This is a genomic window from Georgenia phoenicis, assembly GCF_047302425.1.
Taxonomy (GTDB): domain Bacteria; phylum Actinomycetota; class Actinomycetes; order Actinomycetales; family Actinomycetaceae; genus Oceanitalea.
The window spans coordinates 2,247,597-2,273,151 of the sequence record NZ_CP154855.1; the positions used below are offsets into that span (position 1 = coordinate 2,247,597).

A 25,555-nucleotide genomic window follows, 5' to 3' on the forward strand; every position below is an offset into this window, starting at 1 on the left:
TCACCTCCGCCTCAATCTCACCACGCGCTACCGACACGGCGGGCGCCGTCCACAGGCGGACTCACCGTCCGCCACCGAGAGCGCTCAGCCGACGGCGCGGCGCAGCTCCTCGACCCGGTCGGTGCGCTCCCACGTGAAGCTCGGCAGCTCGCGGCCGAAGTGCCCGTAGGCGCTCGTGTCGCGGTAGATCGGCCGCAGCAGGTCGAGGGCGTCGACGATCGCCGCGGGGCGCAGGTCGAAGACCTCGCTGATGGCCGCGTTGATCCTCTCCACCGGCACCGTCTCGGTCCCGAAGGTCTCGACGTACAGCCCCACCGGGTGGGCCTTGCCGATGGCGTAGGCGACGTGCACCTCGCAGCGGCGCGCCAGCCCGGCGGCGACGACGTTCTTCGCGACCCAGCGAGTGGCGTAGGAGGCGGAGCGGTCGACCTTCGACGGGTCCTTGCCGGAGAAGGCTCCCCCGCCGTGGCGGGCCATGCCGCCGTAGGTGTCGACGATGATCTTGCGGCCGGTGAGTCCGGCGTCGCCCATGGGCCCGCCGACGACGAACTTGCCGGTCGGGTTGACGTAGAGCGTGTGGCCGGCCGTGTCGAGCTCGCCCGCGTGCTCGGCGAGCACGGGCGCGACGACCTCGGAGGCGACGGCGGAGCGCAGCCACTCGGCGGTGACGTCGGCGTCGTGCTGGGTGGAGACGACGAGCGAGTCGAGCGCGACGGGGCGGTCGCCGTCGTAGGCGATGGTCACCTGGGTCTTGCCGTCGGGGCGCAGGCCGGGGACGATCCCCTCCTTGCGCACGTGGCTGAGCCGCTCGGCGAGCCGGTGCGCGAGCCAGATCGGCAGCGGCATGAGCTGGGGGGTGTCGTCGCTGGCGTAGCCGACCATGAAGCCCTGGTCGCCGGCGCCCTGGGCGTCGTACCGGTCGCGGCTCTCGCCGGCGCGGTTCTCCCAGGAGGTGTCGACGCCGGTGGCGATGTCCGGGGACTGCTGGCCGATGGACACCTGCACGCCGCAGGAGTGCCCGTCGAAGCCGATGGAGGAGGAGGTGTAGCCGATCGCGTTGACCTCGGCGCGCACGATCTGCGGGATCTCGACGTAGGCGGAGGTCGTCACCTCACCGACGACCGTGACGAGGCCGGTGGTCACGAGCGTCTCCACGGCGACGCGGGCGTCCGGGTCCTCCCGGAGGATCGCGTCGAGGATGGAGTCGGAGATCCGGTCACACACCTTGTCGGGGTGACCCTCGGTCACCGACTCGGAGGTGAACAGACGCAGGTTGGGCTTGGAAGTCACCGCACGATCCTAGTTCAGCGCAGCCGCGGCACGACCAGGTCCCACAGCCCCCGCGCCACGTCCTGCTTCGAGCCGGCGGCCTCCCCCACGACCTCGCCCTCGCGGTCGAGGACGGTGACGGCGTTGGCGACGTCCCCGAAGCCCCTGCCCCCGCCGACGGAGTTGACGGCGAGCAGGTCGGCGCCCTTGCGGCGCGCCTTGGCGCGGCCGAGCTCGAGCACCTCCTCGCGCTCCCCCGTCTCGGCCGCGAAGCCGACGACGACGAGACGCTCGCGCTCCCGCTGGGCGACGGTGGCGAGGATGTCGGGGTTCTCGACGAGCTCGACCGCCGCGGGGGCCGAGCCGTCCTTCTTGATCTTGCGCCCCGCCGTCGTCGCGGGGCGGAAGTCGGCGACGGCGGCGGCCATGACGAGGACGTCCGCGTCCGCGGTGGCGGCGTCGACGGCGTCGGCGAGCTCGCGCGTGGTCTCGACGTCGACGACCGCGACGGCGGGGTGCTGGGCGGCACGGCGCGCGGCCTCGTCGATCGAGGCGGCGAGCAGCGTGACGCGGGCGCCGCGGCGGGCGGCCTCGAGGGCGATCGCGGCCCCCTGCCGGCCCGAGGAGCGGTTGCCGAGGAAGCGGACCGGGTCGAGCGGCTCGCGGGTGCCGCCGGCACTGACGACGACGGCGCGCCCCGCCAGGTCCTGCGGGGTGACGAGCGCGAGGGCGGCGGCGGTGATGGCCTCCGGCTCGGGCAGCCGGCCGGGGCCGGTGTCCGCGCCGGTGAGCCGGCCGGAGTCGGGCTCGAGGACCGTGACGCCGCGGGCGCGCAGTGTGGCGACGTTGGCGACGGTCGCGGGGTGCTGCCACATCTCGGTGTGCATCGCCGGGGCGAGCAGCACGGGGGCGGTGACCGTGAGGAGCGTCGTCGTCAGCAGGTCGTCCGCACGGCCGGTAGCGGCGCGCGAGAGGAGGTCTGCCGTGGCGGGGGCGACGACGACGAGGTCGGCGCTGCGGCCGAGGGCGACGTGGTCCACCTCGGTGGCGCCGTCGAAGACGCTCGTCGTCACCGGCTCGCCCGACAGCGCCTCCCAGGTCGGCCGCCCGACGAACTGGAGGGCGGCCTCGGTGGGGACGACCCGCACGCGGTGCCCGGCCTCGCGCAGCGCGCGCAGCACGAAGACCGCCTTGTAGGCGGCGATCCCCCCGGTGACACCGAGGAGGACGCGCAGCCCGGCCGCCCCCGACACGCTCACTCCTGGGTCGGGTTGACCGTCAGCAGTCCCTCGTTGATCTCGCGCAGCGCGATCGACAGGGGCTTGTCGGTCTGGCCGTGCGGCACGAGCGGGCCGACGAACTCGAGCAGCCCCTCCTGGAGCTGGGAGTTGTAGGCGTTGATCTGGCGGGCGCGCTTGGCGCCGTAGATGACGAGCGCGTACTTGGAGTCCGCGGCCTCGAGGAGGTCGTCGATCGGGGGGTTGGTGATGCCTTCGGGCTGGGCAACGGTTCCGGACATGCTCACCTCACGTGTGTTGGTTCTGGGCGCGCGCCGACGCCGGCCGGCAGGCGCAACGTCCCAGTCTACTCGGTCGCCAGGCCCATGAGGGAGACGAGCTCGTCGGTGGCGCGCGTCACGACGTCGTTGACGACGATGTCGTCGAACTCGTCGGCCGCCGCGAGCTCCTCGCGGGCGGTGCGCAGACGCCGCTCCCGCTCCTCCGGGCCCTCGGTGCCGCGCCCGACGAGCCGGCGCTCGAGCTCCTCGAAGGACGGCGGGGCGAGGAAGACGAAGTGCGCGTTGGGCATGGTCCGGCGCACCTGGCGCGCGCCCTGGAGGTCGATCTCCAGGAGCGCCGGGGCACCGCTGCGCAGCTGCTCCTCGACGGGGCCGCGCGGCGTGCCGTAGCGGTTCTGGCCGTGGACGACGGCCCACTCGAGCAGCTCGCCGTCGGCGGCCATCCGCTCGAACTCCTCCTCGGAGACGAAGTGGTAGTGCACGCCGTCGACCTCACCGGGGCGGGGCTTGCGGGTGGTCGCGGAGACGGACAGCCACACCTGCGGGTAGCGACGGCGGATGTCGGCGGAGACGGTGCCCTTGCCGACGGCGGTGGGCCCGGCGAGGACGGTGAGACGCGCCTCGGAGGCGGGGGACGTGTGCGGCACGGTCACCCGAACCGCTCGACGAGGGCCTCGACCTGGTTGTGCCCCAGCCCGCGCACGCGGCGGGCCTCGGAGATGCCGACCTCGGCCATGATCGCCCGGCTCTTGACCTTGCCGACCCCGGGGAGCGACTCGAGGAGCTCGACGACGCGCATCTTGCCGAGCGCCTCGTCCTTGTCGGCGTCCTTGATGACCTGCGAGAGGGAGGTCTGGGAGTACTTCAGACGGTTCTTCACCTCGGCCCGGCGGGTCCTCGCGGCCGCTGCCTTGGCCAGCGCGGCAGCGCGTTGCTCGGGGGTCAGGGACGGGAGGGCCACGGCGATCACCTCGGGGACGGGGACATGGAGGGGGCTGAGGGCAAGGTACCCAGCGACCAGCTCAGTGTGCCAGTACCCGCGGGCCCGCAGGACCGGCCGACCGGCAGGTGCAGCGTCGCGCTCACCACACTTGGGCGCCGGCCGCCCCCGCTGGGCGCCGACGGCGTGGGTCACTCAGCCGCCGAGGGCGGCGCGGACCTCGGCGACGGCCTGCTCGGCGGCGTCCACGAGCCCGTCCGGTCCGGCGCCGAGGACGGCGCGGGAGGTGCTGGCGAGCACCGCCTGCTCCGCCCCTGCGAAGACCTCGGCGACCTCCGCCCGGCCGGCGCCCTGGGCACCGAAGCCGGGCGCCAGGAGCGGGGCGCGGGAGGCGGCGAGGTCGATGCCGAGCCGGCGTGCGGCGTCGCCGATGGTGGCGCCGACGACGAGACCGACGGAACCCAACCCCGACGGCACCGGGCCGCTCGCGTTGAGCGCGCCGACGCCGTCGACGATCCCGGCGGCGACCGCCCGGCCCTCGGGTCTGACGGCGTGCTGCACCGACGCACCCTCCGGGTTGGAGGTGAGCGCGAGGACGAACACTCCCCTGCCCGTGGCGTGGGCCAGCTCGACCGCGGGGGCGAGCGAGCCGAGGCCCAGGTACGGCGAGAGCGTGACCGCGTCCGCCGCGAGGGGCGAGCCGTCGGCGAGGTAGGCCTGGGCGTAGCCGGCCATGGTCGAGCCGATGTCCCCGCGCTTGACGTCGAGGACGCTCAGCGTGCCGGTGTCCCGGCACGCGGCGAGCACGTCCTCGAGGACGGCGACGCCCGCCGAGCCGAAGCGCTCGAAGAGCGCCGATTGCGGCTTGAGCGCCGCGACGCGTCCGCCGAGCACCTCGACGACCCGCATGGCGAACTCCCGCAGGCCGCTCGCGTCGTCGGGCAGGCCCCACGCCGCGAGCAGGCCCGGGTGCGGGTCGATCCCCACGCACAGCGGGCCGTGCTCGGCCATCGCCCCGGCCAGCCGCGTGCCGAAGGGCGTCACCGGGCCGCCCGGGCGGCGTCGTGCTCCTGGAGGGAGGTGACGGTCATCGCGCCCTGTCCGGCGGCCTCGATCGCCTGGACGGCGGCGGAGAGCTCCTGGACGGTCGTGATGATCGGCTTGTCGGCCGCCGTCGTCGCGGTGCGGATCTCGTACCCGTCGGCGCGGGCGCCCTGGCCGGAGGGGGTGTTGACGACCATGTCGACCTGGCCGGTCTCGATGAGGTCGACGATCGTCGGCTCACCGTCCGGACCGCGGCCGTCGGAGGCCTTGCGGACGAGGCGCGCGGGGATACCGTTGCGGCGCAGCACCGCGGCGGTGCCCTCGGTCGCGAGGATCTCGAAGCCGAGGCTCTGCAGCCGCGCGACCGGGATGGCCAGCGACCGCTTGTCGCGGTCGGCGACGGACACGAAGACGGTGCCGGTGGCCGGCAGCCCGCCGTACGCGGCGGCCTGGGACTTGGCGAAGGCCCGCGGGAAGTCGACGTCGTAGCCCATGACCTCACCCGTCGAGCGCATCTCCGGGCCGAGCACCGTGTCGACGACGGAGCCCGCGCGGGTGGCGAAGCGCTTGAAGGGCAGCACCGCCTCCTTGACGGCGATGGGCGCGCCGAGGTCGAGGCGCGTCGCGTCGTGCTCGGGCAGGATCCCCCGCTCGCGCAGCTCGGCGATCGTCGCGCCCGCCATGACGAGCGAGGCCGCCTTGGCCAGCGGCACGCCGGTCGCCTTGGCGACGAAGGGCACCGTGCGCGAGGCGCGCGGGTTGGCCTCGATGACGTAGAGGACGTCGGAGACGAGCGCGAACTGGATGTTGATGAGCCCGCGCACGCCCACGCCGTCGGCGATGGCGCGGGTGGACTCGGCGATCCGCGCGATCTCCCGCTCGGAGATCGTCACCGGGGGCAGCACGCAGGCGGAGTCGCCGGAGTGGATGCCGGCCTCCTCGATGTGCTCCATGACGCCGCCGAGGAAGAGCTCGGTGCCGTCGTAGATGGCGTCGACGTCGATCTCGGTCGCGTCGTCGAGGAAGCGGTCGATGAGCAGCGGGCCGGTGGACGCACCGATGTCGGAGCGGCTCGCGTAGTCCCGCAGCTGGGCGACGTCGTAGACGATCTCCATGCCGCGGCCGCCGAGCACGTAGGACGGCCGCACGAGCACCGGGTAGCCGATGCCCTCGGCGACCTCCTCGGCCTGCGCGAGCGTCGTCGCGGTGCCGAAGGCCGGCGCGGGCAGGCCGGCGCGGTCGAGGACGGCGCCGAAGCGGCCGCGGTCCTCGGCGGCGTCGATGGCCTCGGGCGGGGTGCCGAGGATCGGCACGCCCGCGTCGGCGAGCCGCTGGGCCAGGCCGAGCGGCGTCTGGCCGCCGAGCTGGACGACGACGCCGGCCACCGGCCCGACGGCGAGCTCGGCGTGGTAGACCTCGAGGACGTCCTCGAAGGTCAGCGGCTCGAAGTAGAGGCGGTCGGAGATGTCGTAGTCGGTGGAGACGGTCTCCGGGTTGCAGTTGACCATGACGGTCTCGTACTTCTCGGCCAGCGCCATCGTCGCGTGGACGCAGGAGTAGTCGAACTCGATGCCCTGCCCGATCCGGTTGGGCCCGGAGCCGAGGATGATGACGGCCTCGCGCTCGCGCGGCTCGACCTCGGTCTCCTCGTCGTAGGAGGAGTAGTGGTAGGGCGTCTGGGCGGCGAACTCCGCGGCGCAGGTGTCGACCGTCTTGTAGACCGGGCGCAGGCCGTAGGCGTGGCGCACCTCGCGGACGGTGTCCTCCGACAGGTCGCGCAGCTGGCCGATCTGGGCGTCGGAGAAGCCGTGGCGCTTGGCCTCGGCGAGCAGCTCCGGCGTGAGGGCCGGGGCCTCACGCAGCTCGGTGGCGATCTCCTCGATGAGGACCATCTGGTCGAGGAACCACGGGTCGATGGCGGTCGCCGCGAAGAGCTGCTCGACGCTCGCGCCGCCGCGGATCGCCTGCTGGACGTCGACGAGCCGGCCGGCGGTGGGGATCTTGACCGACTCGAGGAGCGCGGCGGTCTGCTCGGCGTCGGGTGCCTCGCCCTGCCAGTGGAAGACGCTGCCCTTGGCGTCGATCGAGCGCATCGCCTTCTGCAGCGCCTCCGTGTAGTTGCGGCCCAGCGCCATCGCCTCACCGACCGACTTCATGGTGGTGGTGAGGACGGGGTCGGCGGCGGGGAACTTCTCGAAGGCGAAGCGCGGCACCTTGACGACGACGTAGTCCAGCGCCGGCTCGAAGGAGGCCGGCGTGGTCCTCGTGATGTCGTTGGGGATCTCCTCGAGCGTGTAGCCCACGGCGAGGCGCGCGGCAATCTTGGCGATCGGGAAGCCGGTGGCCTTGGACGCCAGTGCGGAGGAGCGTGAGACGCGCGGGTTCATCTCGATGACGACGATGCGCCCGGTGTCGGGCTCGACGGCGAACTGGACGTTGCAGCCGCCGGTGTCCACGCCGACGGCGCGGATGATCGCGATGCCGATGTCGCGCATCTTCTGGAACTCGCGGTCGGTGAGCGTCATCGCGGGGGCGACGGTGATCGAGTCGCCGGTGTGGACGCCCACGGGGTCGACGTTCTCGATCGAGCACACGACGATGACGTTGTCGGCCTTGTCGCGGATGAGCTCGAGCTCGAACTCCTTCCACCCGAGGATCGACTCCTCGAGAAGCACCTCGGTGGTCGGCGAGTAGTGCAGGCCGGCGCCGGCGATCCGCTCGAGGTCCTCGGCGTCGTAGGCGAAGCCGGAGCCGAGGCCGCCCATGGTGAAGGAGGGGCGCACGACGAGCGGGTAGCCCAGCTCCTCGGCGGCCGCGTGGCACTCCTCCATCGAGTGGCAGATGACCGAGCGGGCCGAGCTCGCCCCGCACTGCTCGACGATCTCCTTGAAGGCCTGGCGGTCCTCCGCGGCGTGGATGGAGGCGACGGACGCGCCGATGAGCTCGACGTCGTACTCGGCCAGCACCCCGGCCTCGTCGAGCGCGATCGCGGTGTTGAGGGCGGTCTGCCCACCGAGGGTCGGCAGGAGCGCGTCGGGGCGCTCCTTGGCAATGATCGTCGCGACGACCTCGGGGGTGATCGGCTCGACGTAGGTGGCGTCGGCGATCTCCGGGTCGGTCATGATCGTCGCCGGGTTGGAGTTGACGAGGATGACCCGCAGGCCCTCCTCGCGCAGCACCCGGCAGGCCTGGGTGCCGGAGTAGTCGAACTCGGCGGCCTGCCCGATGACGATCGGCCCGGAGCCGATGACGAGGACGGAACGCAGGTCGGAACGGCGCGGCATCAGGCGTCCTCTCCAGTGGTCGCGCGAGCCTGGCGGCGCTCCGCCACGAGCTCGAGGAATCGGTCGAACAGGTGGGCGGCGTCGTGCGGGCCGGCGGCCGCCTCGGGGTGGTACTGGACGGAGAAGGCGGGGATGTCGAGGGCGCGCAGACCCTCGACGACGCCGTCGTTGAGGCTGATGTGGGAGACCTCGACGCGGCCGAAGCGGCCGTCGTCGTAGGGGGCGACGCTCTCCTCCCCCACGGGCGCGTCGACGGCGAAGCCGTGGTTGTGCGCGGTGATCTCGACCTTCCCGGTGACGCGGTCGAGCACGGGCTGGTTGACGCCGCGGTGGCCGTAGTCGAGCTTGTAGGTCCCGTAGCCCAGGGCGCGCCCGAGGAGCTGGTTGCCGAAGCAGATGCCGAAGAAGGGCAGCCCGGCGGACAGGACCCCGCGCAGCACCTCGACCTCGTGGTCGGCGGTGCCCGGGTCGCCGGGCCCGTTGGAGAAGAAGACGCCGTCCGGGTTGAGGGCGACGATCTCCGCGAGCGTCGTCTGCTGCGGGACGACGTGGACGCGGGCGCCGCGCTCGGCGAGCTGGGCGGGCGTGCGGGCCTTGATCCCGAGGTCGACGGCGACGATCTCGGCGAGCGGCTCCTTGCCCTCGAACTCGCCGGTGGGCTCGACGACGTAGCGCTCCTGGGTGGAGACCTCCCCGGCCAGGGCGGCGCCGCTCATCGCCGGCGCCTGGTGGACGAGGTCGACGAGGACGCTGATCGCGGAGGCGTCCCGGGCCATCGCGCCGGCGGGCAGCGCGGAGCCGGAGAAGATGCCGGCGCGCATGACGCCGCGGTCGCGCAGGTGGCGGGTGAGGGCACGGGTGTCGAGGTGGCAGATGCCGACGACGCCCTGGTCGCGCAGCTCGTCCTCGAACTCGCGGGTCGAGCGCCAGCTCGAGGCGCGGCGCGCGGGCTCGCGGACGACGAGGCCGGCGACCCAGATGCGGGTGGACTCCTGGTCCTCGTCGTTGGCGCCCGTGTTGCCGATGTGCGGGGCCGTCATCGTGACGATCTGGCGGTGGTAGGAGGGGTCGGTGACCGTCTCCTGGTAGCCCGTCATCGCCGTCGCGAAGACGATCTCCCCGACCGTGCGGCCCTCGGCGGCGTAGGCCTGCCCGGCGAGGACGAATCCGTCCTCGAGGACGAGCAGGGCGTCCTCACGCTGGTTCCTCAACGGGTTCCTCCTGTGTGGTCGGCGACGGGCTGGGCGTCGAGCACGGTCGCACGCCCGCGGAGGAACGTGGCCACGACGCGCCCTGGAAGGGTACGGCCCTGGAACGGGGTGTTGCGGCTCGTGGTCGCCTGGTGGGCGCCGTCGACGACGACGCGCGCGGCCGGGTCCACGAGGGTGAGGTTGGCGGGCTCGCCGACGGCGATGGGCCGCCCGTGCCCCTCGACGCGCCCGATCCGGGCGGGGGTGGTCGACAGGACGCGGGCGACGCCGGCCCAGTCGAGCAGACCCGGCTCGACCATCGTCTCGATGACGACGGGCAGGGCGGTCTCCAGGCCGGTCATCCCGAAGGCGGCGTCGGCCCACTCGCAGTCCTTGGCCTCCACGGGGTGGGGCGCGTGGTCGGTGGCGACGATGTCGATCGTCCCGTCGGCCAGCGCGGCGCGCAGCGCGAGGACGTCCTCCTCGGTGCGCAGCGGCGGGTTGACCTTGTAGACCGGGTCGTAGCTGCGGGCGAGCTCGTCGGTGAGGAGAAGGTGGTGCGGGGTGACCTCGGCCGTGACGTCGATGCCGCGGGCCTTGGCCCAGCGGACGATCTCCACCGACCCGGCGGTCGACAGGTGGCAGATGTGCACCCGGGAGCCGACGTGCTCGGCGAGGAGGACGTCGCGGGCGATGATCGCCTCCTCCGCGACGGCGGGCCAGCCGGTGAGCCCGAGCTCGGCGGACACGACGCCCTCGTTCATCTGGGCACCGGCGGTGAGGCGCGGCTCCTGGGCGTGCTGGGCGATGACGCCGTCGAAGGCCTTGACGTACTCCAGGGCGCGGCGCATGAGGACCGGGTCCCACACGCACAGGCCGTCGTCGGAGAAGACCCGCACGCGGGCCTGGGAGGCGGCCATGGCGCCGAGCTCGGCGAGCTGCTCGCCCGCCAGGCCGACGGTGACGGCGCCGACGGGCAGGACGTCGGTCCACCCGGCCTCGCGGCCCAGGCGCCACACCTGCTCGACGACGCCGGCGGTGTCGGCGACCGGCTGGGTGTTGGCCATCGCGTGGACGGCGGTGAAGCCGCCGAGCGCCGCGGCGCGGGTGCCGGACCACACGGTCTCGGCGTCCTCGCGGCCCGGCTCGCGGAGGTGGGTGTGGAGGTCGACGAGCCCGGGCAGGGCGACGAGCCCGTCAGCGTCGACGACGGTCGCGTCGCTGCCCGCCTGGGCGGCGGCGTCGGGGCCGGTGGCGGCGACGACGCCGTCGGCGAGGAGGAGGTCGGTGGGCTCGGCGCCCAGGGGCGCGGCGCCCCGGATGAGGTGGGTGGTCACGCGGTGGCTCCCTGCGTCGTCGTGGGCGCCGGCGCGCCGGCGAGGAGGTGGTAGAGGACTGCCATGCGCACCGAGACGCCGTTGGCGACCTGCTCGACGATGGTCGAGCGGGGGCTGTCGGCGGCCTCGGCGGAGATCTCCAGGCCACGGTTCATCGGGCCGGGGTGCATGACGATGGCGTGGTCGGGCAGCGCGGCGAGGCGCGCGCCGGTGAGGCCGTAGCGGCGGTGGTACTCCTGCGGGGAGGGGAAGAACCCGCCGCCGGAGCTCGACATCCGCTCGCGCTGGACGCGCAGCATCATGACGGCGTCCGGGCCGGCCGCGATGGCGGCGTCGAGGTCGTACTCGACCTGCGCCGGCCAGGCGTGGACGCCGACCGGCACGAGGGTCGGCGGCGCGACGAGCGTCACGTGCGCCCCGAGCGTGGTGAGGAGGTCGACGTTCGAGCGGGCCACCCGGGAGTGGAGGACGTCGCCCACGACGACCACGCGCAGACCGGTGAGGTCGCGGCCGCGGGAGTCGCCGTCGTCGTCGGCCGCGAGGTGGCGACGCACGGTGTAGGCGTCCAGCAGCGCCTGGGTGGGGTGCTGGTGGGTGCCGTCCCCGGCGTTGACGACGGGCACGTCGATCCAGCCGGAGTGGGCAAGGCGGTGCGGGGCGCCGGAAGCGCTGTGGCGGACGACGACGGCGTCCGCGCCCATCGCCTGGAGGGTCTGGGCGGTGTCCTTGAGGGACTCGCCCTTGGACACGCTCGAGCCCTTGGCGGCGAAGTTGATGACGTCCGCGGACAGGCGCTTGGCTGCGGCCTCGAAGGAGATCCGCGTGCGCGTGGAGTCCTCGAAGAAGAGGTTGACGACGGTGCGGCCGCGCAGCGTGGGGAGCTTGCGGATCTCCCGGGACTGGGTGGCGGCCATCTCCTCGGCGGTGTCGAGGAGCGCGACGGCGGTCGCGCGGTCGAGGTCGGCGGCGGAGAGCAGGTGCCTCATCGCTCCTCCCCCTCGGCCGGCTTGACGATGACGACGGCGTCCTCGCCGCCGTCGACGTCCGCGAGCGTCACCTGGACCCGCTCGTGGCGGGAGGTCGGCAGGTTCTTGCCGACGTAGTCCGCGCGGATCGGCAGCTCGCGGTGGCCGCGGTCGACGAGGACGGCGAGCTGGACGCGCGCGGGGCGGCCGAGGTCGTTGACCGCGTCGAGGGCGGCGCGGATCGTGCGGCCGGAGTAGAGGACGTCGTCGACGAGGACGACGGTCGCGCCGTCGATCCCGCCGGCCGGGACCTCGGTGCGCATGAGCGTGCGGGTGGGCTGGGAGCGCAGGTCGTCGCGGTACATCGTGACGTCGAGGGTGCCGAGCTCCGCGCTGCCGCCGGCGGCGAGGACGCGCTCGTGCAGGCGCCCGGCGAGCGGGGCGCCGCGGGTGGGGATCCCGAGGAGGACGAGACGCTCCCCCGGGTCGGTGCGCTCGAGGATCTCGTGGGAGATGCGGGTCAGCGCCCGGGTGATCTCCGGCGGGCCGAGCACGGGTACGACAGGACCAGGTGACATCTGGCAGGCTCCTTCCCCGCCTCACAGGACGGGTCGTTAAAGGACGGGCAGATCGCGGCTCATGCTAGCGGCGCCGCTCCCCCGCCCTGGACCGCGTCTCACCGTGGCGAGAAAGGTGCGACCCACCTCACACCCGCGCCCCCCTCCCGAACGCCGACAGCACACCTACCGCCGACAGCACAGTTACCGCCGACAGCCGGATTCTCCGGCGAGGCTCACTTGCCGCCCGCGTCCTCCAGCCCCGCGCCGAGGAGCTCGAGGGCGCGGGTCGTCGTCGCGTCGAGGATCTCCTGCGGGTCGCCGTCGAAGTGGTGCTCCTCGCAGGTCGTCCCCGCCGGCGTGTGGATGGCGATGAACACGGTGCCCACCGGCTGGTCCTCCTGCCGGTCCGGGCCACCGACACCGGTGACGCCGACCGCGCAGTCCGCACCCAGCACCCGCGCGGCGCCCTCGGCCATCGCCCGGGCGCACTCCTCGCTGATGACCGGGATGTCCGGGACGCCGAGCGCCTTCTGCTTGGCCTCGACCGTGTAGGTGACGGCGCCGCCGGAGAACCAGCTCCCGGCGTTCGGGGCGGCGCCGAGGTGGACGGCGATCTGCCCGCTCGTGAGGGACTCGGCAGTGGCGACGGTGACGCCGCGCTCGTACGCGTTCTCGGCGACGATCTTGGCGAGCTGCTCGGCGTCGCGGGTCATGTGGGGTTCGTTGGCCATGGACGCGATTGTCAGGGCGTCGCCCGCCGGCGGCATCCGCTGGGATGCGGCACGTGGCGGGCACCACGATCATGGCGGGGACCCGACCAGCGCTGGAGAACCACATGACAGACACCAGACCAGCCACGACGCGACGCGGGGCCCACCAGTGGCTCGCGCTCGTCATCGGCGCTCTCTACCTCGTCGTCGGCATCGCCGGCTTCGGCGTCACCGGCTTCGAGGGCTGGACCGAGCACGACCACAGCCAGACCCTCCTCGGCTTCGCGGTCAACCCGGCCCACAACGTCGTCCACGTGCTCATCGGGCTCCTCGGGGTCGTGCTGTGGCGCACCGCCAGCGGTGCCCGCACCTTCGGCTGGCTCCTCGTCATCGGCTACGGCGCGACCTTCCTCTACGGGCTGTTCGTCGTCGACAACGCCGACGCGAACTTCCTCAACATCAACTGGGCCGACAACTGGCTGCACCTCGCCTCCGTCATCGGCGGCCTGCTCGTCGCCCTGCTGCCCTACCGAACCGCTGCGACAGGAGCTGACCGATGAGCACGCACGAGTCCCTGGGAGCCCGCCTGGCCGCCGTCGTCGAGAAGGACGACCGGCTCGACGGCCTCGTCGCCCGCCTGACCGGCCCCACCGAGAGGCTCATCGCCTCACCGGGGCGGCGCGACCTCCTGCTCGGCAAGCAGCTCGGGCACGCGCTGCACCCCATCCTCACTGACCTGCCGATCGGCTTCTGGACGAGCTCGCTCGTCCTCGACGTCACCCTGCCCGCGGCGCCGCACGCCTCGCGCCGGCTGGTCGGGCTCGGACTCCTCGCGGCGGTCCCGACCGTCGTGACCGGATGGGCCGAGTGGGCCCGGACTCCCAAGCGCGAGGACCGGCGCACCGGCGTCGTCCACGCGAGCGCGAACGGCGTGGCAGCCGTCCTCTTCACCGGCTCGTGGCTGGCCCGCCGCAAGGGGCACCACGGCGCCGGCAAGGCGCTGAGCGGGCTCGCCGGCGGCGCGCTCGTCGCGGGTGGCGCACTGGGTGGCCACCTCGCGATCGGGCGCAAGGTGGGCAGCAGCTTCGCCTGATCCCGCCTAGCTCTCGCGATCGGCAGCGGGCTCGTCGACGTCCGTCGCGTCGTCGTCGTCCTGCGGGACGACGACGGCGTCCCCCGCCTCGTCGTCGACCGGACCGTGCCCAGGGAGCCAGATCTCCTCCTCCTGCCCGCGGGTGCGGCGCCCGATGCGGACGAAGATTCCGAGGGCGAGGAGGAAGACGAGGATCGAGGTCCACACGTTGAGGCGCATGCCGAGGACCGTCTCGGCGGTGTCGATACGCAGGTACTCGATCCACACGCGCCCGAGCGTGTAGAGCATGACGTAGAGCCACATGACCCGGCCGTGGCGCAGGCGGAAGCGGCGCTCGGCCCACAGGAGCACGCCGACCATGGCGAGGTTCCACACCATCTCGTAGAGGAAGGTGGGGTGGAAGAGGAGGTCGGGGTCGGTGTAGCCGGACACGCGGTGGGCGGCGTCGATCTCCAGGCCCCACGGCAGCGTGGTCGGGGCGCCGTAGAGCTCCTGGTTGAAGTAGTTGCCCAGGCGGCCGATCGCCTGCGCGACGAGCAGCCCCGGCGCGAGGGCGTCGGCGAAGGGCGCCAGGCGCAGGCCGCGGCGGCGCATCGCGATCGCGGCCCCGACGGCGCCGCCCGCGATCGCGCCCCAGATCCCCAGGCCGCCGTTCCAGATCTCGATGATCCGGGCCGGGTTCCCGTTCTCGCCGAAGTAGGCGTCCGGTGAGGAGATCACGTGGTAGAGCCGCGCACCGATGATGCCGAAGAGCACCATCCACAGCGCGACGTCGATCGCCGTGTCCTTGGGCCCGCCCTTGGCGGTGTAGCGACGGTCGAGGATCCACCAGGCCGCGACGATCCCGAGCCCGATGGCCAGGGCGTAGGCCCGCAGCGGGAACGGTCCGATGAACCACTCCGCCTGGGAGGGGCTGGGGATCGATGCGGGGAGGATCAGCACCCGGGCAGCCTAACGCGCCCGGCTTGCGGCGATTCGCGACGCCGGAGGGCGGGCCTCAGGAACACGTCCACTGTCGGCGGTAAGTGTGCTGTCGGCGCTAAGTGTGCTGTCGGCGCTAAGTGTGCTGTCGGTGACAGGGAGACAGGCTTGTTAGCGGCGGACGCCGGCGGACAGGTCCTCGACGAGGGTGCCGAGGACGGACAGGGCCGCCTTCTCGTCGGGGTCCTGCAGGGTGCGCACGAGCGCGGAGCCGACGATGACGCCGTCGGCGTACTCGGCGACCTCCGCGGCCTGCTCCCCCGTGGACACGCCCAGGCCCACGCACACCCGCTGCGCGCCGGCGGCGCGCGTGCGGGCGACGAGCTCACGGGCGTGGGTGTCGACGGCGGAGCGCACGCCGGTCACGCCCATCGTCGAGGCGGCGTAGACGAAGCCGCGGGAGGCCTCGGCCGTCATCGCCAGGCGCGCGTCGGTGGAGCTCGGCGCGACGAGGAAGACCTTGTCGAGGTCGTGCTCGTCGGCGGCGGCGACCCACTGGCCGGCCTCGTCGGGGATGAGGTCGGGAGTGATGAGCCCCGCGCCCCCGGCATTGGCCAGGTCGCGCGCGAAGCGCTCGACGCCGTAGCGCAGCACCGGGTTGTAGTACGTCATGATCAGCACGGCAGCACCGGTTTCGGCCACGGACTCGACGGCGTGCAGCACGTCGGTGATCCGCGTGCCCTGCGCCAGCGCCTGGGTGGTCGCGTGCTGGATGACCTCCCCGTCCATGCCGGGGTCGGAGTACGGCAGGCCGAGCTCGACGACGTCGGCCCCGGCTGCCACGGCGGTGCGGGCGGCCGCGACCGAGCGCTCCACCGTCGGGAAGCCCACGGGCAGGTAGATGACCAGGCCCTTGCGTCCCTCGGCGAGGGCCTCGTCGATGGCCGCGCCGGAGCCGCGGCGGGAGGTCGTCGTCTGCTGGTCCATCAGTTCTCCACGCTGCCCGTCGCCTCGTAGCCGGCGCCGTCGACGGCACCGGTCTTCGCCTCGTCCTGCGGCCTTGCTGCCGACTCGTCGTCGAGCAGCCCGAACCACGCGGCCGCCGTCTCCACGTCCTTGTCCCCGCGACCGGAGAGGTTGACGAGGATGGTCGGCGCCGGCTCGCCCGCCTCCGCGGCGGCGCGGCCGATGCGGATGGCCCCGGCCAGGGCGTGGGCGCTCTCGATCGCCGGGATGATGCCCTCGGTGCGGCACAGGAGGCGGAAGGCCTCCATGGCGGCGGCGTCCTCGATCGGGACGTACTCGGCGCGGCCGGCCTCGGCGAGCCACGCGTGCTCCGGGCCGACGCCCGGGTAGTCGAGCCCCGCCGAGATCGAGTGCGACTCGACGGTCTGCCCGTCCTCGTCCTGGAGCAGGAAGGTGTGCGCGCCGTGGAGCACGCCGGGCGTGCCGGCGGTGATCGAGGACGCGTGACGGCCCGTCGCCACGCCGTCACCGGCCGCCTCGCAGCCGACGAGACGCACGGCGTCGTCGTCGAGGAAGGCGTTGAAGATGCCGATCGCGTTGGAGCCGCCGCCCACGCAGGCGACGACGGCGTCGGGCAGGGAGCCGGTGAGCTCGAGGACCTGCTCGCGGGCCTCCTCGCCGATGATCTTCTGCAGGTCGCGGACCAGGCCCGGGAAGGGGTGGGGCCCGGCGGCGGTGCCAAAGACGTAGTTCGTCGTCTCGACGTTCGTCACCCAGTCGCGGAAGGCCTCGTTGATGGCGTCCTTGAGGGTGCGCGAGCCGCTGGAGACGGGGACGACCTTCGTGCCGAGCAGCTCCATGCGCGCGACGTTGAGCGCCTGGCGGCGCACGTCCTCCTCGCCCATGTAGATGACGCACTCGAGGCCGAGCAGCGCGGCCGCCGTCGCGGTGGCGACGCCGTGCTGGCCGGCGCCGGTCTCGGCGATGACGCGCTTCTTGCCGAGCTTGCGGGTGAGCAGTGCCTGCCCGAGGACGTTGTTGATCTTGTGGGACCCGGTGTGGTTGAGGTCCTCGCGCTTGAGGATGACCCGCGCGCCCCCGGCGTGCTCCGCGAAGCGCGGCACCTCGGTGATGATGCTCGGGCGCCCGGTGTAGGTGCGGTGGAGCTCGGCGAGCTCCGCCTGGAAGGCGGGGTCCTCGCGCAGCTCGCGCCACGCGGCGTCGAGCTCGTCGAGCGCGGCGACGAGGGCCTCGGCGACGAAGCGTCCGCCGAAGCGCCCGAAGTACGGTCCCTCTGCCTGGCTCAGGCTCACGGGCGCACCGCCCGCAGCGAGGGGTGGGAGCCGGCGGCGACCATGTCGGCCACGGCCTGGCGGGGGGTGCCCTGGGTGACGAGCGCCTCGCCGACGAGGACGACGTCCGCGCCCGCCCGGGCGTAGTCGAGGACGTCGTGCGGGCCGCGGACCCCGGACTCGGCGACCTTGAGCAGGTGGTCGGGGACGACGTCGACGACCTTGGCAAAGACGGAGCGGTCGACCTCGAGGGTGTGGAGGTTGCGGGCGTTGATCCCGACGACCTGCGCACCGGCGTCGACGGCGCGGGCGGCCTCCTCGCGGTTGTGCGCCTCGACGAGGGCGGTCATCCCGAGCGAGTGGACGCGCTCGACGAGCGAGGTGAGCACCGTCTGCTCGAGGGCCGCGACGATGAGCAGGACGAGGTCCGCGCCGTAGGCCCGGGCCTCCCACACCTGGTAGGGCGTGACGACGAAGTCCTTGCGCAGGACCGGCACGTCCACCCGGGCGCGCACCGCGGCGAGGTCCTCGAGGGACCCGCCGAAGCGGCGGCGCTCGGTGAGGACGGAGATCGCGCTGGCGCCCCCGGCCTCGTAGTCGACGGCCAGCCCGGCGGGGTCGGCGATGTCGGCGAGCGCGCCCTTCGAGGGGCTGGAGCGCTTGACCTCGGCGATGACCGTGACGGCCTCCTCGCCCCCGCGCAGCGCCGCGACCGCGTCCTTGGCGCCCGGCTGCTGCTGGGCACGCTCCTTGAGCGCGTCGAGCGGCACCTGCGCCTCACGCTCGGCGAGGTCCTCGCGGACCCCGGCAATGATGTCTTCCAGGACCGTCACCGTGTCTCCCTCCCCTGGCTTCCGCCCCCATGGTAGGTGCCACGGGGGACGTCCCCGCCCGCCGTCCGGCTTGCGGGCGGGTGCTACACGCCGATGACCATGCCGGCGACGGCGAGCAGCCACAGCAGCGAGCCGACCGTCCCCAGGACGATCCCGGCGACGGCCTGCGCGCGGTTCGTGGCGCGACGCGCCGACGCCGCGAGGACGCCGTTGATCCCGAGGACGACGGCGGTGATGCTCACGACCGCCCCCGCGATGACGACGACGACGGCCGCCGGCGCGATGAGCGCGAGCACGCCGACGATGCCGAGCCCGAGCGCCCAGCTGCCGTGCCGGTTGCCCTCCGCGGAGGGCTCGCTCACGCGTACCAGTTGTGCTCCCCGCCCTGCGGCGGGTTCTCGCGGTTCCGCGGCTGGCCCATGCCCATGACGCTGAGCACACCGCTCACGACGAGCGCGAGGACGAGCAGCCCACCGCCGACGGCGATGATCCACATCTCCCACATGATCATGCCGAGGGCGACGACGACGGCACCCAGGCACACGCCCCAGAACATCACCCAGCCGGCGACGGTCTTGCCCTCGTTGTGGAACGGGGCGACCGGCGGCAGGTCGTAGTCGCGGCTCGTGCCGTCTTGCACCATGGTTCGCGTCCTCTCAAACGGTCGTGGTCTGCGGGCCAGCCTATCGGTGCTCGGGCTCGGTCGGGTCCTCGCCCCGCCCGAGCGCGTCCCAGTCGTCCATCGCGCGCACGCGCTCGTCGGGCGCGTCCGCGAGGGTGACGGGACGCTCCCCCGCCGCCGCGGGACGCTCGAAACGGCGGCCTCCCGCCGTCGTCGGCATGCGCAGGACGAGGACGGAGCAGGCGGCCACGAGCACGCCGACGAGCACCGCGAGGTAGGGCCACGGCGTGACGGAGGGCGCGGCGGAGATCTCGCGCACACCGCTGACCGTGGCCGCGGCGGCGAGCAGCGGGGGCTGCGGGTCCAGGAGGAAGCCGACGGCGGAGGCAGCGAGCAGCGCCCCCAGGGCGACGAGGGCGACGGCGCACAGCCGGCTCACCCAGCGGCCGCCGAGCGCGAGGGCCAGCGCGGTGGCGAGGACGGCCAGGCCCGCGGCGGTGGTCGCGGGCGCGGCGTCGCCGCCGGTCACCGTGACGGTCCGCTCCGCGAGCACCGTGGGCACCGGCGCGCTGGCCCAGGTGAGCACCGACAGCCCGAAGGCCACCGCCCCGAGAACCAGGACGAGGACGACGACGCGTCCCCGGCTCGGGCGGCGCGGCGCGGCGGGTGCCGGGCTCGCCGTCGTCATGGCGCCTCCGTCGCGGGGCGCAGGGCCGCGGCGACCTGGACGGCGCGCAGCGCGGCGGCGGCCTTGTTGCGCGACTCCTCGTACTCGAGCTCGGGCACCGAGTCCGCGACGATCCCCGCCCCGGCCTGCACGCTCGCGACGCCGTCGCGGATGTAGGCGGTGCGGATCGCGATGGCCATGTCGGCGTCCCCGGCGAAGTCGAGGTAGCCGATGGTCCCGCCGTAGATGCCGCGGCGGGCCGGCTCGAGGTCGTCGATGAGCTCGATGGCGCGCGGCTTGGGCGCACCGGAGAGCGTGCCGGCGGGGAAGGTCGCGACGAGGCTGTCGAGCGCCGTCGACGTCTCCCGCAGCCGGCCGGTCACCGTCGAGGAGATGTGCATGATGTGGCTGTAGCGCTTGACCTCCATGAGCTCGACGACCTCGACGGTCGTCGGCTCGCAAACCTTGACGAGGTCGTTGCGGGCGAGGTCGACAAGCATGATGTGCTCCGAGCGCTCCTTGGGGTCGGCGAGCAGCTCCTCCCCCAGCGCGTGGTCCTCCTCCGCGTTCGCGCCGCGCGGGCGCGAGCCGGCGATCGGGAAGGTGACGACGGTGCCGTCGGTCACCTTGACGAGCGTCTCCGGGCTCGAGCCGACGACGGCGAAGCTCGCCGAGCGGCCCTCGCCCGGCTCGTCGGGCAGCTCGAGGTAGTACATGTACGGGCTCGGGTTGATGGTCCGCAAGGCCCGGTAGACGTCGAGCGGGTCGGCCGGGGAGTCGACGTCGACGCGCTGGGACAGGACGAGCTGGAAGACCTCGCCGTCGCGGATGGCCTGCTTGGCGGCCTGGACGCCGCTCTCGAACTCCTCGCGGGTGGAGCGGTAGCGCAGCTCCCCCGCCGGTGCCGCGCCGGGTGCGGTGACGGCGGCGTGGCTGGTGAGCGGCTCGAGGAGCGCGGCCTGCATGGCGTCGAGGCGGGCGACGGCGTCGGCGTGGGCCTGGTCGACCCGCTCGTCGGTGTCGTCGAAGTTGATCGCGTTGGCGATGAGCCACACCGAGCCGTCGGAGTGGTCGACGGCGGCGAGGTCGGTGGCCAGGCACAGCGCGACCTCGGGGGCGTCGAGCTCTGTGGGCGCGTTGGCGCGCAGGCGCGGCTCCCACTGGCGCAGGACGTCCCAGCCGAGGGAGCCGACGAGCCCGCCGGTCAGCGGGGGCAGGCCGGGCAGGGCGGGGGTGTGCAGGACGCGCAGCGTCTCGCGCAGCACGTCGAGGACGGGCCCCTCGGTGGGCACGCCCACCGGGACGTCACCGAGCCACGTCGCGCGGCCGCCACGGGACAGCAGCGTGGCGCGGGAGCGCACCCCGACGAAGGACCACCGCGCCCAGGCGCCGTGCTCGGCGGACTCGAGGACGAAGGTGCCCGGCCGGCCGGCGGCGAGCTGGCGGTACAGGCCGACGGGGGTGACGTCGTCGGCGAGGAGGCGGCGCACGACCGGGATGACGCGACGGTCGGCGGCGAGCTGGCGGAAGGTGGGCAGGTCGGGTGAGGTCACGCCCCACTCGGGCGCGCTCACGCGGTACCACCGACGACGGCGCCGAGGTCGCCGCCCGCCTCGAAGCACGTGCGGGTGCCGGTGTGGCACGCCGGGCCGACCTGCTCGACGCGCACGAGCAGGGCGTCGCCGTCGCAGTCGAGCGCGACCGAGCGCACGTGCTGGACGTTCCCCGAGGTGTCGCCCTTGCGCCAGTACTCCTGCCGGGAGCGCGACCAGTAGGTGGCGCGGCCGGTGGTGAGGGTGCGGTGCAGGGCCTCGTCGTCCATCCAGCCGACCATGAGGACCTGGTCGGTGGTGTCGTCCTGGACGACGGCGCAGACGAGGCCGGAGCTGTCGCGCTTGAGGCGGGCGGCGATCGAGGGGTCGAGGCTGGACACCCGTCGATCTTGCCAGACAAGCACGTCTCACCGGGCGGACGCGGGTGGGGTGGAGGTCTCAGTGAGCGGTGCGGAGGGGTGGCGGGACGCCGGTGCTTCCTAGCGTGCGGGGACCAGCACCGACCACAGGGAGAGACCGATGACCACGACGACCGCCGCCGCCCCGACCACCGACCCGACGCCGCGCCTCGCGTCCTTCACCGCGACCGGCCGCTCGACCGGCTCGCTGTCCACCGCCGTCGAGGCCCGCCAGTTCGGCTTCGTCGTCGCGGAGCCGCCGTCGCTGGGCGGCACCGACGAGGGCGCCAACCCCATCGAGTACGTGCTCGGCGCGCTGAACGGCTGCGTGACGGTCGTCGTCGAGACGGTGGCCGCCGAGCTGGGGGTCGCCGTCGACGGCGTCGCGACGGAGGCGACCGGGACGCTCGACATCCGTGGCTTCGCGGGCACCGCCGACGTGTCCCCGCACTTCCAGACGCTCACGCTGCAGGTGACGCTGACGACCGCCGTCGCCGAGGCGGAGCTGGGCGAGCTCAAGGCGCAGGTGCTGCGCCGCTGCCCGCTGTTCAACCTGATCCGCGACGCCGGCGTCCCGGTCGAGGAGACCTGGGTGGTGCGCCAGGCCTGACCCGGCGCCCGCTCAGCGGGTCTGGCGGACCCAGCTCGCGTGCATGCGGGCGTAGACCCCGCCGCGGTCGACGAGCTCGCGGTGGTGGCCGACCTCGACGACGTTGCCCGCGTCGACGACGACGACGAGGTCGGCCGCCTCCGCCGTCGAGAGCCGGTGGGCGATCGCCACGGACGTCCGGCCGGCCTGCAAAAGGGCGAGGGCGCGGCTGATGCGGCCCTCAGTGGCCGGGTCGACGGCGGAGGTGGCCTCGTCGAGGACGAGGAGGTCGGCGTCGGCGAGGTAGGCCCGCGCGATGGCGACGAGCTGGCGCTCCCCCGCCGAGAGCGACTCCCCGCGCTGCCCGACGGGCGTGTCGAGGCCGTCGCCCAGGGTGGCGAGCCAGTCGGTGAGGCCGAGCTCGGCGACGGCGGACTCGACCTCCGCGCGCGGGTGCGGCAGGCGGCCGTAGGCGATGTTGTCCGCGATGGTGCCGTCGAAGAGGAAGCCCTCCTGCGGGACGAGCACGACCCGGCGGCGGAGCGTGGCGAGCGGGAGCTCACGCAGGTCGGTGCCGTCGAGGAGCACCTGGCCGCTCGTCGGGTCCATGAGGCGGGTGAGCAGCTTGCCCAGCGTCGTCTTGCCCGAGCCGGTCTCCCCCACCATGGCCACCGAGGTGCCCGGCGGGATGATGAGGCTGATGCCGTGGAGCACCTCCGGGCCGCCGGGGTAGGCGAAGCGGATGTCACGGAACTCGACGGACGCCGCGCGCGACGCGGCGGCGTGGCCGCTAAGTGCGCTCTCGGCGGTAGGTGCACTCTCGGCGACACCCTCACCGTCGACAGCCGGATTCTCCGCCTCGCCGTCGGCGGGGTCGGTGATCTCGAGGGGGGTCTCGAGGACGGCGATGACGCGCCGCCAGCCGGCCACCGCGTTCTGCAGCTCGTTGAGCATCTCCGTCGCGTTCTGCACCGGGCCGGTGAACATCTGGACGAGGAAGAGGAAGGCGAGCAGCTGCCCGAGGGTGAGGTGCCCGTCCAGCGCGAGGAAGGTCCCGACCACCACGGTCGCGCCTAGCGCGAGGGCGGAGAAGGCCATGCCCGTGGAGAAGGCGAGGGCGGTGAAGGTCTGCGCCTTGATCGCGTCGGCGCGGTGGTCCTGGACGGCGTGGTCGATGCGGCGCTGGGTGCGCTCGGAGGCGCCGTAGGCGCGGATCGTCTCGGCGCCGACGATCGACTCGGAGATCGCCCCGAGCATGACGCCCACCTTGACCCGCACGGTCCCGTAGGCGCGGGAGATGACCCGCTGCGCGCGCGGCGCGAGGAGGAACATCGGCGAGAAGCACAGCCACACGACGAGCGCGAGCAGCGGGGAGTAGACGACCATCGCGACCGTCGCCACGAGCAGCTGGCCGACGTTGAGGATGAGCTGCAGGCCGCCGAACTGGACGAAGCGGGAGACGGTGTCGACGTCGCTGGTGACGCGCGAGACCAGCGACCCGCGCCGCTCGGCGTTCTGCGTGAGGACCGACAGGTCGTGGACGTGCCGGAAGGTGCTCGTCCGCAGCTGCGCCAGGCCGCGCTCGCTCGCGCGGAAGAGCCGGATGTTGACGGCGGAGCTCGCCAGCCCGGCGAGCAGGACGAAGGCCAGGGCGAGCGCAGCGGTGCGCACGACGGCGGGCACGTCCGGTCCGCCGTCGGCCATGATCGCGTTGTCGGTCACCTGCTGGATGACGACGGGCACGACCACCCGGCCGGCGGTGGCGACGACGGCCAGGGCGAGGGTCCAGCCGATGCCCTGGAGCATCGCCGGGGACAGCTGCAGTCCGCGGCGGACCGTCGCGACGACGCCCAGCTCGGAGGACGCGGAGATCGTCGAGCTCATCGGGCCTCCTCCTGCTCGGCGCTGCGGCGGGCGTAGCTCGAGGCGAGCTCGACGTACCCGGGGTCGCGGGCCATGAGCTCCTCGTGGGTGCCGACGTCGACGACCCGGCCGCGCTCGAGGTGGACGACCTCGTCGGCCAGGGCGATCGTCGCCGTCCGGTAGGCGACGAGCAGGACGCTCACCCCCGTCCCGGCACCGAGGCCGGCGAGGATCTCCTGCTCGACGACCGGGTCGACGGCGCTCGTCGCGTCGTCGAGCACGAGCAGCCGCGGACGGCGGACGAGGGCGCGGGCGATGGCGAGGCGCTGGCGCTGGCCGCCGGACAGGGTGGCGCCGCGCTCCCCCACGACGGTGTCGAGGCCGGCGGGCAGCGCGCGGACGAAGTCCTCGGCGCGGGCGGTGCGCAGCGCGGCCCACACCTCCTCGTCGGAGATGGCGCCGGCGTCGTCGAGGGCGACGTTGCCGCGGATCGTGTCGTCGAAGACGAAGGTGGACTGGCTGACGAGCGCGACCTGCCGGGTGCGCTCGGCGTGGCTGAGCTCGCGCACGTCGGTGCCGTCGAGCAGCACCTGGCCGGCCGTCGGGTCGACGAGGCGGGCGACGACGGTGGTGAGCGTCGACTTGCCCGAGCCGGTGGGGCCGACGACGGCGACGGTGCGGCCTGCGGGCACCCGCAGGCTGACGTCGCGCAGCAGCGCGACTGTCCCGGTCCCCTCGGCTCCGGCCTGCTCCCCCATCTCGCCCGGGACAAGCCGCGCGGGCACCTCGAGGGTGACGCCCTCGACGTCGAGCGTGAGGCCGCCCCGGCCCTCGAGCACGCCGGGCCCCTCCGGCATCGAGCCCTGGGCGTCGACGACGTAGGAGATGCGGTCGTGGCCCACGGTCGAGCGGGGCAGCTCGGCGAGGACGAAGCCGATGGCTCGCACCGGGAAGGTCATGAGGGTGAGGAGGTAGGCGATCATCACGAGGTCGCCGGTGTCCGCGGCGCCGCGAGCGACTTGGTTCGCCCCGACGGCGACGACGGCGAGGGTCGCGACCGAGGGCAGGAACTCGATGATCGGGTCGAAGACCGAGCGGACCTTGCCCATCTCGATGTTCGCGTCCTGCAGCCGCTCGGTGACCTCGGCGAAGCGCCGCTCCTCGACCTCCTCGGTGCCGAGGGACTTGACGAGCAGGGAGGCCTCGAAGGACTCGTGGGCGACGTCGGAGACTTCGGCGCGCAGCCGCTGGGAGGCGGCCACCCGCGGGGACATGTGCCGCCGGAACACGGCGTTGACGATGACGACGACGGGCAGCACGCTGACGCCGATCGCGCCCATGAGCGGGTCGGCGACGAGCATCGCGGTGCCCGCGACGAGGAGCATGACGGCGACGCCGATCGCGAAGGGCAGCGGCATGAAGACGCCCGAGGCGGCCTCGGTGTCGGCGTTCGCGTTGGACAGCAGCCGGCCGGCGGGGTGGCGGCGGTGCCAGGACATCGGCAGGCGCAGGTACTGGCGGGTGACGCGCAGCCGGTGGGCGGCCTGGATCTCGAAGACCGCCGCGCCGGCCCACACGCGCCGCCCGGCGACGGCGGCGGCGGTGACGAGGCCGACGAGCAGCAGCCCGAGCCCGGCCAGCCAGATGTGGGAGGAGGGCACGTCGTCGCCGGTGAGGGCGGGGGTGACGACGCGGTCGGTCACCTCACCGAGGAGCAGGCCGGAGCCGACGGTGCCGAGCCCGTAGAGGACCGAGCTGACGATCGCGAGGGTCGAGGTGCGCGGGGAGTCGCGCATGCCGCGGCCCATGAGGGTGAGGGAGCGGCGCAGCGTCCCGCCGGGCAGGCGGTAGGGGCGCGGCCCGGGACCGGGGTCGAAGCTCCGCGTCCGGGTGGTGGTCTCCGGCACGGCGGTCGGCTCCTCGGTCTCGAGCGGGCTCAC

26 protein-coding genes are annotated in these 25,555 nt (G+C 73.6%); 3 read left to right on the forward strand and 23 right to left on the reverse strand.

Translation table 11 applies throughout. The annotated features are described in order from the left end of the window. Positions 1 to 84 precede the first annotated feature (84 nt). From metK to AA0005_RS10665, 12 genes are all read right to left on the reverse strand, one after another. Positions 85 to 1,290 (reverse strand): methionine adenosyltransferase, encoded by a 1,206-nt coding sequence (gene metK / locus AA0005_RS10610; RefSeq protein ID WP_413450137.1) that lies wholly within the window; start codon positions 1,288 to 1,290, stop codon positions 85 to 87. A 14-nt stretch (positions 1,291 to 1,304) separates the two neighbouring features. Next, positions 1,305 to 2,504, reverse strand: coding sequence for a bifunctional phosphopantothenoylcysteine decarboxylase/phosphopantothenate--cysteine ligase CoaBC (gene coaBC, locus AA0005_RS10615; RefSeq protein ID WP_413453089.1), 1,200 nt, complete (start codon positions 2,502 to 2,504; stop codon positions 1,305 to 1,307). Between the two features lie 20 nt (positions 2,505 to 2,524). After that, positions 2,525 to 2,788: a DNA-directed RNA polymerase subunit omega gene (rpoZ, locus tag AA0005_RS10620; RefSeq protein ID WP_413450138.1), complete on the reverse strand. Its 264-nt coding sequence runs from the start codon at positions 2,786 to 2,788 to the stop codon at positions 2,525 to 2,527. Between the two features lie 65 nt (positions 2,789 to 2,853). Continuing rightward, positions 2,854 to 3,435, reverse strand: coding sequence for a guanylate kinase (gmk, locus tag AA0005_RS10625; protein ID WP_413453090.1), 582 nt, complete (start codon positions 3,433 to 3,435; stop codon positions 2,854 to 2,856). 2 nt (positions 3,436 to 3,437) lie between these two features. Next, the gene (gene mihF / locus AA0005_RS10630; protein ID WP_413450139.1) at positions 3,438 to 3,749 is read right to left on the reverse strand and encodes an integration host factor, actinobacterial type; all 312 of its coding nucleotides are present in this window, start codon (positions 3,747 to 3,749) and stop codon (positions 3,438 to 3,440) included. A gap of 174 nt (positions 3,750 to 3,923) precedes the next feature. Next, entirely contained in the window at positions 3,924 to 4,739 is an 816-nt protein-coding gene (pyrF, locus tag AA0005_RS10635) for an orotidine-5'-phosphate decarboxylase (protein ID WP_413453091.1), read from the reverse strand. A 29-nt stretch (positions 4,740 to 4,768) separates the two neighbouring features. Beyond that, positions 4,769 to 8,056, reverse strand: coding sequence for a carbamoyl-phosphate synthase large subunit (gene carB / locus AA0005_RS10640; RefSeq protein WP_413450140.1), 3,288 nt, complete (start codon positions 8,054 to 8,056; stop codon positions 4,769 to 4,771). Beyond that, entirely contained in the window at positions 8,056 to 9,267 is a 1,212-nt protein-coding gene (carA, locus tag AA0005_RS10645; protein ID WP_413450141.1) for a glutamine-hydrolyzing carbamoyl-phosphate synthase small subunit, read from the reverse strand. The genes carB and carA overlap by 1 nt, the downstream gene beginning before the upstream one ends. Beyond that, complete coding sequence (locus AA0005_RS10650; protein ID WP_413450142.1) at positions 9,264 to 10,583, reverse strand: dihydroorotase; 1,320 nt, start codon at positions 10,581 to 10,583, stop codon at positions 9,264 to 9,266. The genes carA and AA0005_RS10650 overlap by 4 nt, the downstream gene beginning before the upstream one ends. Further along, positions 10,580 to 11,569, reverse strand: coding sequence for an aspartate carbamoyltransferase catalytic subunit (locus AA0005_RS10655; RefSeq protein ID WP_413450143.1), 990 nt, complete (start codon positions 11,567 to 11,569; stop codon positions 10,580 to 10,582). The genes AA0005_RS10650 and AA0005_RS10655 overlap by 4 nt, the downstream gene beginning before the upstream one ends. Beyond that, the gene (gene pyrR / locus AA0005_RS10660; protein WP_413450144.1) at positions 11,566 to 12,126 is read right to left on the reverse strand and encodes a bifunctional pyr operon transcriptional regulator/uracil phosphoribosyltransferase PyrR; all 561 of its coding nucleotides are present in this window, start codon (positions 12,124 to 12,126) and stop codon (positions 11,566 to 11,568) included. Before pyrR ends, AA0005_RS10655 begins: the two co-directional genes overlap by 4 nt. Positions 12,127 to 12,341: 215 nt before the next feature. Continuing rightward, the gene (locus AA0005_RS10665) at positions 12,342 to 12,839 is read right to left on the reverse strand and encodes a CinA family protein (RefSeq protein ID WP_413450145.1); all 498 of its coding nucleotides are present in this window, start codon (positions 12,837 to 12,839) and stop codon (positions 12,342 to 12,344) included. A 104-nt stretch (positions 12,840 to 12,943) separates the two neighbouring features. Between AA0005_RS10665 and AA0005_RS10670 the strand changes: the two genes are divergently transcribed. Together AA0005_RS10670 and AA0005_RS10675 are read left to right on the forward strand one after the other, a co-directional pair. Then, the gene (locus AA0005_RS10670) at positions 12,944 to 13,378 is read left to right on the forward strand and encodes a DUF4383 domain-containing protein (RefSeq protein ID WP_413450146.1); all 435 of its coding nucleotides are present in this window, start codon (positions 12,944 to 12,946) and stop codon (positions 13,376 to 13,378) included. Next, positions 13,375 to 13,911, forward strand: a complete 537-nt coding sequence (locus AA0005_RS10675) for a DUF2231 domain-containing protein (protein ID WP_413450147.1) — start codon at positions 13,375 to 13,377, stop codon at positions 13,909 to 13,911. Before AA0005_RS10670 ends, AA0005_RS10675 begins: the two co-directional genes overlap by 4 nt. A 6-nt stretch (positions 13,912 to 13,917) precedes the next feature. Here the strand turns inward: AA0005_RS10675 and lgt are convergent, their stop codons facing one another. The 9 genes from lgt to hisI all read right to left on the reverse strand — a co-directional run bounded on the left by lgt (position 13,918) and on the right by hisI (position 21,145). After that, positions 13,918 to 14,853, reverse strand: coding sequence for a prolipoprotein diacylglyceryl transferase (gene lgt / locus AA0005_RS10680; protein ID WP_413450148.1), 936 nt, complete (start codon positions 14,851 to 14,853; stop codon positions 13,918 to 13,920). Between the two features lie 150 nt (positions 14,854 to 15,003). Then, positions 15,004 to 15,819 carry a tryptophan synthase subunit alpha gene (gene trpA, locus AA0005_RS10685; RefSeq protein WP_413450149.1) on the reverse strand — a complete coding sequence of 272 codons (816 nt, stop codon included), beginning with the start codon at positions 15,817 to 15,819 and terminating at the stop codon, positions 15,004 to 15,006. Continuing rightward, entirely contained in the window at positions 15,819 to 17,111 is a 1,293-nt protein-coding gene (trpB, locus tag AA0005_RS10690; RefSeq protein WP_413450150.1) for a tryptophan synthase subunit beta, read from the reverse strand. Before trpB ends, trpA begins: the two co-directional genes overlap by 1 nt. Further along, positions 17,108 to 17,923, reverse strand: coding sequence for an indole-3-glycerol phosphate synthase TrpC (trpC, locus tag AA0005_RS10695; RefSeq protein WP_413450151.1), 816 nt, complete (start codon positions 17,921 to 17,923; stop codon positions 17,108 to 17,110). The genes trpB and trpC overlap by 4 nt, the downstream gene beginning before the upstream one ends. An 83-nt stretch (positions 17,924 to 18,006) precedes the next feature. Continuing rightward, positions 18,007 to 18,285: a hypothetical protein gene (locus AA0005_RS10700; RefSeq protein ID WP_413450152.1), complete on the reverse strand. Its 279-nt coding sequence runs from the start codon at positions 18,283 to 18,285 to the stop codon at positions 18,007 to 18,009. Continuing rightward, positions 18,282 to 18,566, reverse strand: coding sequence for a hypothetical protein (locus tag AA0005_RS10705; protein ID WP_413450153.1), 285 nt, complete (start codon positions 18,564 to 18,566; stop codon positions 18,282 to 18,284). Before AA0005_RS10705 ends, AA0005_RS10700 begins: the two co-directional genes overlap by 4 nt. A 40-nt stretch (positions 18,567 to 18,606) precedes the next feature. Next, the gene (locus tag AA0005_RS10710) at positions 18,607 to 19,233 is read right to left on the reverse strand and encodes a Trp biosynthesis-associated membrane protein (protein ID WP_413450154.1); all 627 of its coding nucleotides are present in this window, start codon (positions 19,231 to 19,233) and stop codon (positions 18,607 to 18,609) included. Continuing rightward, positions 19,230 to 20,786, reverse strand: coding sequence for an anthranilate synthase component I (locus AA0005_RS10715; RefSeq protein ID WP_413450155.1), 1,557 nt, complete (start codon positions 20,784 to 20,786; stop codon positions 19,230 to 19,232). The genes AA0005_RS10710 and AA0005_RS10715 overlap by 4 nt, the downstream gene beginning before the upstream one ends. Continuing rightward, positions 20,783 to 21,145, reverse strand: coding sequence for a phosphoribosyl-AMP cyclohydrolase (gene hisI, locus AA0005_RS10720; RefSeq protein ID WP_413450156.1), 363 nt, complete (start codon positions 21,143 to 21,145; stop codon positions 20,783 to 20,785). The genes AA0005_RS10715 and hisI overlap by 4 nt, the downstream gene beginning before the upstream one ends. A gap of 139 nt (positions 21,146 to 21,284) precedes the next feature. On the opposite strand from hisI, the gene AA0005_RS10725 reads away from it, so the two are divergent. Continuing rightward, positions 21,285 to 21,773: an OsmC family protein gene (locus tag AA0005_RS10725; RefSeq protein WP_413450157.1), complete on the forward strand. Its 489-nt coding sequence runs from the start codon at positions 21,285 to 21,287 to the stop codon at positions 21,771 to 21,773. 12 nt (positions 21,774 to 21,785) lie between these two features. Here AA0005_RS10725 and AA0005_RS10730 read toward each other — a convergent pair whose 3' ends face one another. Both AA0005_RS10730 and AA0005_RS10735 read right to left on the reverse strand, forming a co-directional pair. Continuing rightward, positions 21,786 to 23,636 carry an ABC transporter ATP-binding protein gene (locus AA0005_RS10730; protein ID WP_413450158.1) on the reverse strand — a complete coding sequence of 617 codons (1,851 nt, stop codon included), beginning with the start codon at positions 23,634 to 23,636 and terminating at the stop codon, positions 21,786 to 21,788. Next, positions 23,633 to 25,555, reverse strand: coding sequence for an ABC transporter ATP-binding protein (locus AA0005_RS10735; protein WP_413450159.1), 1,923 nt, complete (start codon positions 25,553 to 25,555; stop codon positions 23,633 to 23,635). Before AA0005_RS10735 ends, AA0005_RS10730 begins: the two co-directional genes overlap by 4 nt.